Genomic DNA, 13641 nt, shown 5'->3' on the forward strand with positions numbered 1-13641 from the left:
AAGTAGCGCGCCGGTCCGTGGGCGCTCACGTAGGCCGCCGCGGTCTCGCGCAGGCCCGGGTGGGCCGCGCTCTGCATGCAGTAGCCCACGGCCCCACCAGGGCGGCGAGGTCGGCGGCGGGCGGCTCCGTGATCGTGCCGTCGGCCTCGATCCGGGGCAGCGTGGCGTCCGCGATCGTCGCCGGGATCCGGTTGCTGTTCTCGTACGGCGTGAGCCGTTCGAGCACGAGATCGGTGCCGACGGCCGCGACCGGCAGGCCGAACAGCCGCCGCGCGGTCACCAGCGCGGTGGAGAAGCACCCGGCGACCAGTTCGGGGCGGTGCGCGGCGAAGCACGCCTCGGCGGGCGTCGTCTCGGGGGCCACGAGGAGGTCGACGCCCAGCTCCGCGGCGACCGGCCGCAGCTCGCGTGCGTGCCGCCGCCCGGCGGCGGGGTGCGGCTTGAACAGCACGGTCCGGTGGCCGCGCGCCGCCAGGCCGCGCAGCATGCGCTCGTGCAGCGCGGCCTCCTCGGCGGCCGTGACCAGGCCGAGCGCGGACAGGTACTGGCCGACGGACGACCGCCTCGGCGCGGGGAGCCGCCTCGGCCGCCTCCGCCACCCGGCCCACCACGCGCGTGAACGACGCGTCCGCCAGGGCCTCGGCCGGCACCCCGTGCTCGGCCAGGAGCAGGGGCGCCAGGCCCGGGACGAGGTCGAGGTGGAGCAGCCGGGTGATCCGCCCGGCGATCTCCTGCGGGAGCGGGTCGCGGGTCGGCCCGTAGCTCATGAGGCCGTCGGAGTAGACGGTGATCGGGCAGTCCTTGATCAGGCCCGCGAGCGTACGCGACGGGGGCACCGCGATCGACTCGAGGACCAGCTCGCCCGGCTCGCCGGTCAGGTCGCGCAGCAGGCGGCCGAGCATGGGCGTCTCGATCGAGCGGGGCTTCCAGTCCGACGGGTGCAACGGCGCGATGATCTTGTTCCAGGACAGGACGCGGTCGAACCTGTCGCGCAGCGCGGCGAACCCCGGCGCCTCGTCCAGCGCCGGGGTGACCTCCGGGATCGCCGCGTTGTTCGACACGAGGAGGACCCGGCCGCCGTCGCGGAACCGCCCCTCGTCGATCGCCGCCGCGAGCGTCATCGCGCCGAACAGCGTGGAGGCGTAGAACAGCGTGGAGTCAGGCACGCGGCCCTCCCGGTAGGTAGGAGCTGAGCAGGGCGGCCCGCTCGGGCTCCAGGCCGCCGACGGCCTCGGCGAGCGTCTCGCGGGGCAGCCGGGCGAGCGCCGCCCGCGCCCGCTCGTCGAACCGGGCGCGTACGGCCGGGGTGAACCGGCCGGCCAGCTCCACGTGGTGGGCGAGCAGCGCGCACAGGTTGCGGGCCGCCTTGGGCAGGTAGCGCGGCTCGGTCTCGTCCAGCACGATGTCGTAGGCGTCGAAGAAGTGGAGCTGACGCTCGTCGCCGATCTGGGTGAGCGAGGCCGTCAGCCCCCGCCGGTAGAACAGCCCGGCGAGGGAGACCACGGCGTACGACCGGGCCAGGCGGTGCAGCCGCCAGATCCACGGGCGGTCCTCGGCGGTGTGCAGCCCGGCGGGGAAGGTCAGCAGGTCGTCCAGCTCGCGCCGGTAGATCCCGGCCCAGGCGTAGGGGTAGTCGACCATCGTCTTGAAGTCGGCCGGCAGGATGCCGTCGCGCGGGTCGAGCACGACGCCGCGGCGCGGCTGCGGCGCCCGATGCGTCTCCCGTCTGCGGCCCTCGACCTGGACGTGGTCCACGCGCACGAAGTCGCACCCGAGCCCGTCGATGGCGGCGACGAGACGGGGCAGGTAGCCGGGCGCGAGCCAGTCGTCGGCGTCGAGGAAGGTGACGTAGCGGCCGGCGGCCAGCTTCAGCCCGGCGTTGCGGGCGCCGGCCAGCCCCAGCGGCACCGGGTTGCGGACCACCGTGAGCCCCGGCAGGTCGCGCCGGAAGTCCTCGACGACCTCCGGCGTCGCGTCCGCCGAGCCGTCGTCCACGACGACGACCTCGGTCTCGAACTCGCGCGTCCGGTTGCGCACCAGCGACGTGAGCGCGTCCCCGAGGTACGCCTCGCCGTCCCGGACCGGCACGATCACGGAGAGAGTGATCATGCGGTGACCCGGCGCAGGCGGGCCCGGGGGGCCTCCTCGCCCGGGTAGACGCGCTTCACGCCGTCGCCGAGTGCGGTCTCGATGATGCGGATGTCGCGGACCAGGTGCTCCAGGCCGGTGGGCTCCAGCGAGGCGGCGTGGTCGGAGCCCCACATCGCGCGGTCGAGGGTGATGTGCCGCTCGACGGTCACCGCGCCCAGCGTCACGGCGGCGAGCGAGATCTGCAGCCCGCGCTCGTGCCCCGAGTAGCCGACCGGCACGCCGTACCGCTGCTGGAGCGTGGTGATCATGCGGAGGTTGGCCTCCTCCGGCGGGAGCGGGTAGGTCGAGGTGGCGTGCATCATCACCAGGCGCTCGGTGCCGAGGATCTCCACCGCCGCGTCGATCTCCTCGATCGTGGACATGCCGGTGGACAGGATGACCGGCTTGCGGGTGGCGGCCAGCGCGCGCAGCAGCTCGTGGTCGGTCACCGAGGCCGAGGCCACCTTGTGCGCGACGACGTCCATGTCCTCGAGGAACTCCACCGACGGCACGTCCCAGGGCGAGGCGAACCAGTCGACGCCGCGCTCCTCGCAGTACTTGGCGATGTGGGCGTACTCGTCCGCGCCGAACTCGGTCCGGATCTTGTACTCCATGTAGGTCATCTCGCCCCACGGCGTCTGCCGGATCTGGTCGCGCTGCTCGAGCGGCACGCAGATCTCCGGCGTACGCTTCTGGAACTTGACGGCCTGGCACCCGGCGTCGGCGGCCACGTCGATCAGCTTGCGGGCGATGTCGACGTCGCCGTTGTGGTTGATGCCGATCTCGCCGATCACGTACACGGGCTGGCCCGGGCCGACCAGCGACCTGCCGATCCGCACCGGCCGCGGCTGCCCGAGGTGGCGGGGCGCGGCGACGGGGGCGGGGACGGTCTCCAGCGCGGTGGCCGGGCGGGCCGCGAGCACCCGGTCGGACAGCTCGCGCACGGCGTCCGGCGCCTCCGGGGGCCGACAGCACGACGCGGGCGGCGGCGCGCACCCGGGGGTGGGCGTCGGGCACCGCGACCGGCCAGCCGACGATCGCCATGCAGGACAGGTCGTTGACGTCGTTGCCCACGTACGCCACCCGCTCGGGGGCCAGGCCCTCGGCGGCCAGCCACTCGCGCAGCGCGACGTCCTTGGCGCCGAGGCCCTGCACCACCGGCACGCCGAGCTTGGCGGCGCGGGCGGCGACGACCGGGTTGCGCTCGGTGGACAGCACGAGCACCTTCACACCGGCCCGGCGCAGCAGCGCGATCCCCATCCCGTCGGAGCGGCTGACCGCGACCATCTCCCGGCCGTCGGAGTCGACGAACGCGCGGTCGTCGGTGTGCACGCCGTCGAAGTCGGTGACGACCGCGTCCACGTCGATCGGCAGCGGCTCGTCCACGAACGGCGCGAGCGCCCGGGCGATCTCCAGGTCCTCGGGGGTGTCGATCTCGACCGCGTGCCGGACGGGCACCGGCTGGACCGCGACCCTGCCGAAGAAGCGGTGGCCGCGCTCGCGCAGGCCCTCCGTACGCATGACGTAGAACGCGCCGGTCTCGCGGAAGTGGGGCTCGCGGTCCTGGCGGCGCGGGCGCACGGCCGGGTCGTGGTTCACCCCGTGACCGGCGCCGGTCCAGACGAACTCGTAGGTCTCGGTGCCGGAGAAGACCGAGTCGGCCTCGCCGTCCAGGACCTTCCCGACGGCGGCGTCGAGATCGCGGGGATCGAGGAACGCGCTGGTGCACTGGACGAGCACGACGACCTCGGGCGCCTCGCCGGTGATCTCGGACAGGGCGTGCAGCACGGCCGACTCGCTGGAGGCGGTCGAGCCGCTGAGCTCGGCGGGGCGGCGCACGACCCGGGCGCCCGCGCCCTCCGCCACTTCGGCGATGCGGTCATGGTCGGTGCTGACGACCACCTCGTCCACCAGTTCGGCGCGCAGACAGGCGTCCACCGCCCGGGCGACGAGCGGGACGCCGCCCACCTTCTCGAGGTTCTTCAGCGGGACGCCCACCGACCCTCCACGGGCGGGGACGACGGCCAGCACTCGCACGAGTGACTCCTCTACCTGCGACATCGGGAACCCCAGGGGGCCGGGGTGTCCCGAAAACTAGCCAGCAGGTTCTCCAGTTGGGGGTTACTGGGCTGAACGACCAGGGGCGCGGTCCTTAACTTTGGGTGTCGCCGGACGGGTCGCCGCACGGGTCGGCGCCGTCGGCGGCGGGATCGTCCGCGGCGCTCGGGGCCAGCGGCAGCGAGATCACGAACCGCACGCCGGGTTCGCCGTCCGTGACGTCCTCGACCCGGATGGAGCCGCCGTGGGCCTCCACGACCTCCCGGGCGATGGCCAGGCCGAGGCCCGTGCCGCCCCGGTCGCGGCTGCGCGCCGCGTCGGTGCGGTAGAACCGCTCGAAGATCCGCTCGCGGTCCGCCTCGGGGATCGGCCTGCCGTCGTTGCGCACGCACAGGACGGCCGCGTCCTCGGTGCGCGCGACCCGCACGCAGACCACCGTCAGCGCGTGCCGCTCGGCGTTGTCGAGCAGGTTCGCCACCACCCGGGCGAGGTGGCGGCGCAGGCCCCTGACCGTCACCCCTGGGGTGTTGTGAAGGTGGGTCGGCAGCCGTTCCGACCGCCGCTCTATCTCGGTGACGACCAGGTGGGACAGGTCGACCTCCTCCCGGGCGGTCTCGGGAACCGTGGGGATCCGCGCGAGCAGGAGCAGGTCGGCGACGATCGCCTCCAGGCGCTCGGTGTCGCGCAGCGCGGCGCAGACGGCCTCGGGGGTGTCCTCGGGATGCAGCCGCGCGCTCTCCAGCTGGGCCCGGATCCCGGCGATGGGGGTGAGCAGTTCGTGCGAGGCGTCGGCGGCGAACTGCCGCTGCCGCTGGATCGTCGTGTCCAGCCGGGACAGCGCGTCGTTGGCGGCCTGGGCCAGCCGGGAGAACTCGTCGTCGCCGGGCGGCTCGGGCACCCGGCCGCCGGGGTTCCTCTCGGTGATCTCGGCGAGCTCCGACCTGATCGCCTCGACCGGCCGCAGCGCGCGGCCCGTCACCTTGTACGCCGTCCAGCCCGCGAGCGCGGTGAGCAGCAGGGCCGCCAGGAGCAGCGCCGGCAGCGTGAACGGGGTGTTGAGGATCGCCGGGGCAGCCCGGCCCGCGTAGACGAGGTCGGAGCCGGGCCCCGGGGAGACCCGCAGCACGGTCACGTACAGGCAGTCGTGCCCGGCGGGCGAGCAGGCCGTCGTCTGGGTGACCTCGCGGTCGGGGGCCGGGCGTAACGGGCTGAGGCGCGGCAAGGTCCTGGCCGCCGCGCTCTCGGCGACGACCCGGCCGTCCGGTCCCGTCACCTCGATCAGGTCGATGTCGTTCCCGCCGGTCGGGATGGGGTTGCGCAGGCGCCCGTCGCGGATCTGCGCGGCGACGTGCGTGGCGGTGTCCAGGCTGCGGTCCCAGATGCGGTCCGCGACCAGGTCGCGGACGAGCACGTGCACCACGACCGCGAGCGGGATCAGCAGGATCGCCGCTGTCCCGGTGGCGAGGAGTGCCAACCGGGCTCGCAGTGACGGGGAGCGCCTGGGGAGGAGCATTACCCGAGGCTACTCATGGTCATCTTTTGGGAAACTCGCGACAGCGAAAAGCTCGTCCCAAAGTTGCCCAAAGTCTCTCATCGAGTGCAACCGGGCGCGGGTGCCCGCCGCCCGGTTGGACTCCAGTGGCGTCCCTACGGCGCCCCTACGGTGTCTCGGTGAACACCGCGACCGTGCGGGCGGGCACGGTCAGCGTGCCGGTCGCCGGATCCGCCGCCGCCTGCCGGACCACCGGGTCGTCCGACGCCGCCTGCACGGGGTGCAGCACGACCCGGGCGCCCTTGAGCGCGGGCACGGCGGGTGCGGCGGTCTTCCCGGTGGCGTTGAACACCACGTAGATCGCCTTGTTCGCGGGATCGACGCCGGTGGCGTCGATGCGCATGACGATCACTCCGGGGGGCGCCGGACGGCGGGAAGGAGACCCGCCTGCCGATCTCCGTGGCGGAGCCCAGCGAGAAGGCGGGGGAGGAGTACCGGATCCGCAGGAACTCGCCGAACCTCGCCCGGGCCGACCCGATCGCGGCGCAGTCGGGCCGCAGCGCGGGGTCGGCCAGCAGGGGCCGCGCGTACGGCCAGCGCGCCTCGTTGTCCTTCGCGGGCGGCAGGCCGCCGCCGAAGCCGTTGCCCTGGCGGCAGTCCCACAGCAGGCGGTTGAACCAGTCGCCCGAGTCGTAGGAGTTGCGGTCGAGCGACTTCGACCGCAGCCGCTCGCTGCCGGCGTGGACGAACGCGGTGCCCTGGCCGAGCAGGACCGTCGCCAGCGACAGCGACTGCATCCTGACCCGGTCGGCCATCGGGGTGTCCTTGGGCAGCTTGTAGGCGAGCGCGTCGAACAGCGTCTCGTTGTCGTGGGCGTCCACGTAGGTCACCGTGTCGCCGGGCACGGCGGCGTACCCGGCGGGGCTGCCGTTGTAGTCCACCTCGGACCCCTTGACGGGCTTCCCGGACGACCCGGTGAACGTGAAGTCGCGCAGGTTGCCCGCGAGCCCGAGCTTGACCAGGTCCTCGTAGTGCGCGAGGCGGTCGCCGGGCTCATCGCCCAGGCCGGAGCCGAAGCCCCGGACGCCGGGGTCCGCGTCGAACGGCGTGCCGCCGCGCACGGCGTCGCGCAGCCGGTCGCTGAACGTGCCGATCCCGGTGCCCGCCATGTTGGCCTGGGTGGCCTGCTCGAACCGGGCGCCGTCGGCCACCTCGCCGAAGTTCCAGCCCTCGCCGTACAGGATGATCGACTTGCCGTCCACGCCGTCCTTCTCGGGCGTGAGCGCGTCGAGGGCCTTGCGCACGGCCAGGATGTTCGCCTTCGGGTGGTGGCCCATCAGGTCGAACCGGAAGCCGTCGACCTTGTACTCCTTCGCCCAGGTGACGATCGAGTCGACGACGAGCCGGCCCATCATCGCGTGCTCGGGTGCGGTGTTCGCGCAGCAGGTGGAGGTGGCCACCGTGCCGTCGTCCATGAGCCGGTGGTAGTAGCCGGGGACGACGCGGTCGAGCACGCTCGTGGGGTCCTGCCCTGCGGCGTGGGTGTGGTTGTAGACGACGTCCATGACCACCCGCAGGCCCGCGCCGTTGAGCCCCGCGACCATCTCGCGGAACTCCTTGATCCTCCGGTCCGGGTCGGTCGCGTACGAGCCCTCCGGCACGGTGTAGTGCAGCGGGTCGTAGCCCCAGTTGAACGAGTCCTTGGCGGCCGTCTCCGCGACGCACACCTGCTGCCGGTCGGAGTCGGGCGGCAGCGCGGCCAGGTCGCAGCCGGGCTCGGTGCGGTCGGCCTTCCGGTCGGGCACGGTGGCGAAGTCGAAGGCCGGCAGCAGGTGGACGTGGGTCAGCCCGTCCTTCGCCAGGCTCCGCAGCTCGGTCATCCCGGCGCTGCCGGTCTCGGTGAACGCCTTGTACGTGCCGCGTTCGGCGGCCGGCACGGTGGCGTCGGAGGCCGAGAAGTCGCGCACGTGCAGCTCGTAGATCGACGCCCGGTCCTGGCGCACCGCCGGGGGCTTCTTCAGGCCCGTCCACCCCTCGGGTCGCAGCGACCGGTCGTCCAGGTCGACGATCTGGCTGCGCCCCGAGCCCGCCGAGACCGACAGGCTGTAGGGGTCGGTCACCTCGTTGGTCACGATCTTCCCGGCGGCCGGGGCGTAGACGGTGACGAGGTAGGTGTAGTACCTGCCCCGCCACGACGCCGGCCGTCGATCGACCACACGCCCGTCGCGTCGTCCCTGCGCATGCGGTGGACCGTCCTGCGGTCGGCGGACGGGCCGTCGTAGAGGGCCAGCTCGACCTTCTGCGCGGTCGGCGCCCACACCGCGAGCCCGCCGCGGCCGGTGGGGCCGAGCGGGACCTCGGCGGCCCCGGCGTAGAGGTCGTCGAGGACGCCGGGGATCTGCACGCCGGTGGCGGTCAGCAGCGCGCCGGAGGGCCCGCGCTCGATCGCCACGACCTGGCCGCGCAGCGCGTCGCGGACGAGGCCGGCGTCGCGGGGATCCACCTTCAGCGCGCCGTACGCCGCCAGATGCGGCCACGCGGCCTTCTGCGCGTCGCTGAGCGTCCCGGGCGTCAACCGGATGAGATGGACGTCCCCGGTCAGGTCGCCCTTCTCGTACGCGATGTCGCCCTTGGGGGAGTAGGCCAGCGCGTAGTGGTTCGCCGCGGCGACCCTGCCCTTCCACGCGACCGTGTCCCGGTCGATCCACTGGGCCGTGGCCTTGGCCAGGTCGGCGTCCGCCCCGGTGGCCGCGGGCTGCGGCAGCAGGTATCCGTCCACACCTGACAGTTTCCACACCTCGTGGCCGGTCACGCCGAGATCCAGGGCCTGGTCGGCCTGCTGGTCCTTCTGATCACCCTTGTGGATGATCCAGCCGAGCGTCTTCGCGTCCTGTTTCAGCGGCACCTCGAAGTACACGCCGAAGGCGTCGGTCCCGGCCGGCTTCAGCGGGTCGCCCCACTCGACCGAGCCGGACGCGTCGCCCCAGAAGTGCAGGCCCCAGCCGTCGTAGTCGCCGTCGGCGCGGTGGTAGTGCAGCACCGCGACGTTCCGCGCCGCCGCCGCGCTGCCGTGGATCGCCGTACCGCCCGAGTTCACGTACGCCTCGGGCTGCCTGGCCGGCACGAACGACTGGTCGGGCCCGGGGTCCTTCGTGTCGCCCTTGTGGATGATGTAGTTCAGCGGCGCGTCGGCGTTCTTCAGCGGCACCCGCCAGAAGGGCCCGAACGCGTCGGTCCCGTCCGGCGGGCGCGGCGCGCCCCACTCGGTGCCCGCGCCGTCGGCGAGCGCGTCGCCCCACAGGTGCAGGCCCCAGCCGGCGTACGCGCCGTCCGGGCGGCGGTAGTGGATCGTGGCGTACCCCTCGGCGGCGGCCCGGGAGGCGTACACGTCCGGCCTGCCCTCCACGAGCCACACCTCCCCCGTACGGGCCGGGTCGACCATCCGGTCGCCCTGGTCCTTGGTGTCGCCCCTGTGGGCGATCAGCCCGACCTCGGTGGCCCCCGGCTTCAGCTTGAGCCAGGCGAATCGGCCGAACGCGTCCTCGCCCTCGAAGGCGACGGGGGACCCCCACTCGACCGTCTGGTCGATGTCGCCCCAGGCGTGCAGCCCCCAGCCGTCGTAGTCGCCGCCCTCGCGCTTGTAGTGGACCACGAGGTGGTCGCGCTTGACCGCGCCCGGCTCCTCCTCCGCGGGCTCCGGCCCGGCCGTCGCGGTCGCCGTGGCGCCCGCGTACCGGCCCGCCGCGTCCTTGACGACGGCCTTGTACGTGAGCGGGGTGCCCTCGGGCACACCGGTCAGATCATGAAATATCCGGTAGGTGTGGCCGTTGGGGGCGTCGTCGGTGCCGAGCACCCGCCACGGGGCGTCCCCGGCCTTGACGGCGAAGGTGACCTGCGCGAACCCGTCGCCGGGCACCTCGGCGGAGATCGCCACTCTGCCGTCGCCGGCCGTGCCGCGCAGCGCCTCGCCGGGCAGCGTGAGGGAGATCTCCGGCGCACCGGCCGGAGCGGCCAGGGCCTTGTCCGCGCGGTAGACGACGGCCGACAGCGGCGGCACGGTCACGGCCAGCTTCCCGTCTGCCGCGCCGGTCAGCCGTTGCGCCCCACCGTAGACCTGCGTGAACGAGGCGCCGGGGGAGTATGTCGGGATCTGGACGGTCTTGGCCGCCGCGCCGTTGTTGAGCGCCACGACGAACTCGACCCGTTCCTTGGCGGCGATGCGGGAGAACGCGAACACGTTCCCGCTCGCCAGCCGCACGATCTGGGCGCCGTCGGCGAGCGCCGGGTAGCGGTCGCGCAGCCGGGCCAGCTCCGCGATCGAGGTGTAGAGGGGATGCGTGGTGACGAAGTTGGCGGTCGCGTGGGTGGCGGTGGTGCCGATGAGGTCGTCGTCGAGGTAGTCGGCCGTCTTCGAGGCGAACATCGGCTGCCGGGCGTCCTTGTCGCCCCCGCCGCCGGTGAAGCCCTGCTCGTCGCCGTAGTACACGACCGGCTGGCCGCGGGTCAGGTACATGAGCTGGTGGGCCAGGCGGTCGCGGGCGAGCAGGGTGGCGTCGTCGGCCGAGGGGTCGTCCTGTCCGAGGAAGTAGCCGATCCGGCCCATGTCGTGGTTGCCGAGGAACGTCGGCAGCGACGAGGCGTTGGAGTCGGCGTCGGTGAAGTAGTCGTCGGCGGCGTACAGCCTGCCGAGGCTCGCGGCGTCGCCGCCGCTCGCGTACGAGCGCGCCGCCTCCTGGAAGCCGAAGTCCAGCGTGGCGTCGAGCGTGCCGGTGGTGGTGTAGCGGCTCTCGAACGCGGGGTCGGAGCTGTAGACCTCGCCGAACATGAAGAACCTGTCGTTGCCGAGCTTGGCGGCGTAGCCGTGCAGGGCGGGCGCGAAGCGCTGCCAGAACTCCATGTTGACGTGCTTGGCGGTGTCGATCCGGAAGCCGTCGATGCCGGTCTCCTTGACCCACGTCCTGTAGATGTCGGTCATGCCCTTCACGACCTCGGGCCGCTCGGTCCACAGGTCGTCGAGGCCGGAGAAGTCGCCGTACTCGGAGCTCTCGCCGGAGAAGGTCGAGTCGCCCCGGTTGTGGTACATCGTCGGGTCGTTCAGCCAGGACGGCACCTTCGAGGGGGCCGTCACCACCGGCGTGTACGGGAACGACTCGGCGGTGACCTTCGGGAAGTCGTCGCGCAGGGCGTAGTCGCGGTCGTCGAAGGCCCGGCCGGAGGCGTCCACGTAGGGGTAGGCCGCCTTGCCGCGATAGCCGTACGTCTTCTCGGCGTAGTCGATGAGGTCGGCGGTGTGGTTGGTGATGATGTCGAAGAACACCTTCATGCCGCGCTTGTGGGCCTCCTTGACGAGGCTCTTCATCTGCGCGTTGGTGCCGAGGTGCGGGTCGATCCTGGTGAAGTCGGTGATCCAGTAGCCGTGGTAGCCGGCGCTGGCGTTCGCACCCGTGCCCTGCACGGGCCGGTTCTTGAACGACGGCGTGAGCCAGATGGCCGTGCTGCCCAGACCCTTGATGTAGTCGAGCTTCCCGATCAGGCCCGCGAGGTCGCCGCCCTGGTAGAAGCCCTTGTCCGCGGGGTCGAAGCCGGTCGTCAGGCGGTCGCCGGACAGCCCGCCCCGGTTGTTGGAGGGGTCGCCGTCGGCGAACCTGTCGGTCATCGCGAAGTACAGCCGCTCGCGGGACAGGTCCGTGCGGAGGGCGTCGCGGGCGAGCTCGGCGTCGGACGGCGCGCCGGCCGCGACGGCGCCCGCGGCCGCGCTCGCCGCGACCGTGCCTGCCGAGACCAGGGCCGACGCCGCCGGGGGAGAGGTCAGGGGGAAGGCGATGAGCGCGGCGGCGAGTGCCGCGACGGTGGACAGCGCTATGGGCACGCGCGTACGCCGGTGCTGGGGGGTCACCATGGCCCGGAAGCTACTGTCGGCCCCGGCTCCCGCAAGACTTTGCTGCAAGTTCCAGAAACATTGCAGCCATTCCGTGACCCACCCGCGTAACAGCCGTGAAACCTGTGTCCGACACTGTTGGTGTCGCACGAGAAGGAGGTGGTGGGGATGCTGCTGCGGCTGCGGGTCTCGCTCCCCGACCGGCCCGGGGTGCTCGGCCAGGTGGCGCGCGCGTTCGGGGTCATGGGCGCGGACATCCTGCAGGTCACCGTGCTGGAACGGCAGGCGGGCCGCGCGGTGGACGACTTCACCGTCTCCTGGTCGGGCGTGTTCGAGCCCGGCGAGCTGCGCGAGCGGATCGGCGTGGTCCCCGGCGCGCGGGTGGAGGCCGTGTGGCCGACCCGTGAGGTGCCCGGATCGACCCCCGACTACGACCTGCTCGGCCACGTCGCCGCGGACCCCGAACGGGCGTACGTCACCCTCGTCGACGCGGTGCCCGACCTGGTCAGCGCCGAGTGGGCGGTGGCGGTCGACTCGGCCGACGGCACGATCGTCCACGGCAGCTGGCAGGCCCCGGAGAAGGTGCCCGCGGCCGAGCTCACCCCGCTGCGCGCCTCGGCGTTCGAGGAGGGCGGGCTGCACCTGGTGAGCGTGCCGATGGACGGCGTCCACCTGGTGGTGGCCCGCTCGCAGGGGCCCGCGTTCCACCGGGCGGAGCTGGACAAGATCGTCCGCCTGGTGGCGATCGTCTCCGTGCTGGCCGGCGGCGTCAGCCGGCCGGTCTGAGGGGTGTCAGCGGCGCGGCGGGTCGATGCGGGTGCCGTCCATCGTGAACAGCATGAGCCGGGAGACGTCCACGGCGACCCGGCCGGCGTCGCCCGCGCGCCACACGGGCCGGTTGCCGAGCCTGACGATCAGGTCCGCGCGGCGGTGCGTGCCCGACTGCGAGAGCGGCGGCGGCTGCTCCTCCTCCACCGCGGCCGCGCCGTTCAGCAGGCGGCGCATCATCGACCGCGCCTTGCCGCCGCCTCCCGCGCCGTTCATCTGGCGGCGGTCCGGCGGCTCCGGCACGTTGACGGCCGGGATCCCGGCCTCCAGGTAGGCGAGCCACTCGTGGCCGTGATACTCCAGCGTCCTGACCCGGCCGAAGAAGGTCGGGCCCTCCGTCCGCTCCGGCACCGGCACCAGCCCGTCCGGCCGGATCCCCACGATGATCTGCATGCCGGTGTGCTGCGACACCGCGTACGCCCGTGGATCGGTCCAGGGCATCGTGATCTGGTGAGGGCCGAAGTCGAGCATGATGAACTGGTTCTGCGGGGTACGCACGGTCGCCGCGAGCAGGTTGAGCTGCTGGGAGTTGAGGAACGCGGCGGTGAACGCGGTCGCGGGGTCGTTGTAGACCTGCGCCGGGGTGCCGATATCCTGCAGCACGCCCCGGTTCATGATGGCGATGCGGTCGGCCAGGGTGAGGGCCTCGACCTGGTCGTGCGTCACGTAGATGGTGGTGACGCCGAGGGCGCGCACCAGCGACGAGATCTCCATGCGCAGCTCGGTGCGCATGCCGGCGTCCAGGTTGGACAGCGGCTCGTCCATCAGGAACAGCGAGGGCTGGCGCACGATCGCGCGGCCCATCGCCACGCGCTGGCGCTGACCGCCCGACAGCGTGCCCGGCCGCCGGTCGAGCGTCTCGTCGATGTGCAGCGCGCGCGACAGCTCGACGACCCGCTGCTTGACCATCGTGGGGTCGGCCTTGGCGATCTCCAGCGGGAACGACAGGTTGCCGCGCACCGTCCGGTGGGGATACAGCGCGCCGTTCTGGAAGACCATCGCGACGTCCCGGTCCCGGGGCGCGAGGTGGTTGGCGAGCTGCCCGCCCAGCCACAGGTCGCCGGAGGTGATCTCCTCCAGGCCCGCGATCATGCGCAGCAGCGTGGACTTCCCGCAGCCCGACGGCCCCAGCAGGACGAGGAGCTCACCCTCGTCCGCGCGCAGGTTCATGCGGTCGACCGCGAGGTACCCCCCCGGGTAGATCTTCGTCACGTTGTCGAGGACGACGGTGCTCATGCGCGCTCGTTCCTCCCGG

At 72.9% G+C, this 13641-nt stretch carries 7 protein-coding genes and 3 pseudogenes; 1 reads left to right on the plus strand and 9 read right to left on the minus strand.

The genetic code is table 11. The features are described 5' to 3' along the window. Positions 1 to 25: 25 nt before the first annotated feature. From B1L11_RS50440 to B1L11_RS11925, 8 genes and pseudogenes are all read right to left on the minus strand, one after another. A complete protein-coding gene (locus B1L11_RS50440) occupies positions 26 to 541 on the minus strand; it encodes a polysialyltransferase family glycosyltransferase (protein ID WP_306291638.1) in 516 nt (171 codons plus the stop codon). Positions 542 to 701: 160 nt separating this feature from the next. Beyond that, positions 702 to 1121, minus strand: a pseudogene (locus tag B1L11_RS54740) (hypothetical protein); the annotation flags it as partial. A 37-nt stretch (positions 1122 to 1158) separates the two neighbouring features. Continuing rightward, positions 1159 to 2109: a glycosyltransferase gene (locus tag B1L11_RS11905; protein WP_079314527.1), complete on the minus strand. Its 951-nt coding sequence runs from the start codon at positions 2107 to 2109 to the stop codon at positions 1159 to 1161. After that, positions 2106 to 3074: an N-acetylneuraminate synthase family protein gene (locus B1L11_RS50450; protein ID WP_256862457.1), complete on the minus strand. Its 969-nt coding sequence runs from the start codon at positions 3072 to 3074 to the stop codon at positions 2106 to 2108. The genes B1L11_RS11905 and B1L11_RS50450 overlap by 4 nt, the downstream gene beginning before the upstream one ends. 85 nt (positions 3075 to 3159) lie before the next feature. Further along, positions 3160 to 4191 (minus strand): annotated as a pseudogene (locus tag B1L11_RS50455) (cytidylyltransferase domain-containing protein); the annotation flags it as partial. A 91-nt stretch (positions 4192 to 4282) separates the two neighbouring features. After that, positions 4283 to 5701 (minus strand): cell wall metabolism sensor histidine kinase WalK, encoded by a 1419-nt coding sequence (locus B1L11_RS11920; RefSeq protein WP_079314528.1) that lies wholly within the window; start codon positions 5699 to 5701, stop codon positions 4283 to 4285. A 145-nt stretch (positions 5702 to 5846) separates the two neighbouring features. Further along, positions 5847 to 7896 (minus strand): annotated as a pseudogene (gene pulA, locus B1L11_RS50460) (pullulanase-type alpha-1,6-glucosidase). After that, on the minus strand, positions 7809 to 11579 hold the full coding sequence (locus B1L11_RS11925) for a pullulanase-associated domain-containing protein (protein ID WP_256862445.1): 3771 nt from the start codon (positions 11577 to 11579) through the stop codon (positions 7809 to 7811). The pseudogene pulA and the gene B1L11_RS11925 overlap by 88 nt, the downstream one beginning before the upstream one ends. A gap of 120 nt (positions 11580 to 11699) precedes the next feature. Between B1L11_RS11925 and B1L11_RS11930 the strand changes: the two genes are divergently transcribed. After that, positions 11700 to 12344 carry an amino acid-binding protein gene (locus tag B1L11_RS11930; RefSeq protein WP_256862446.1) on the plus strand — a complete coding sequence of 215 codons (645 nt, stop codon included), beginning with the start codon at positions 11700 to 11702 and terminating at the stop codon, positions 12342 to 12344. A gap of 6 nt (positions 12345 to 12350) precedes the next feature. Here B1L11_RS11930 and B1L11_RS11935 read toward each other — a convergent pair whose 3' ends face one another. Continuing rightward, positions 12351 to 13622, minus strand: coding sequence for an ABC transporter ATP-binding protein (locus tag B1L11_RS11935; RefSeq protein ID WP_079314529.1), 1272 nt, complete (start codon positions 13620 to 13622; stop codon positions 12351 to 12353). Positions 13623 to 13641 lie beyond the last annotated feature (19 nt).

Source organism: Microbispora sp. GKU 823, from assembly GCF_002027145.1.
Classification (GTDB): Bacteria; Actinomycetota; Actinomycetes; order Streptosporangiales; family Streptosporangiaceae; genus Microbispora; species Microbispora siamensis.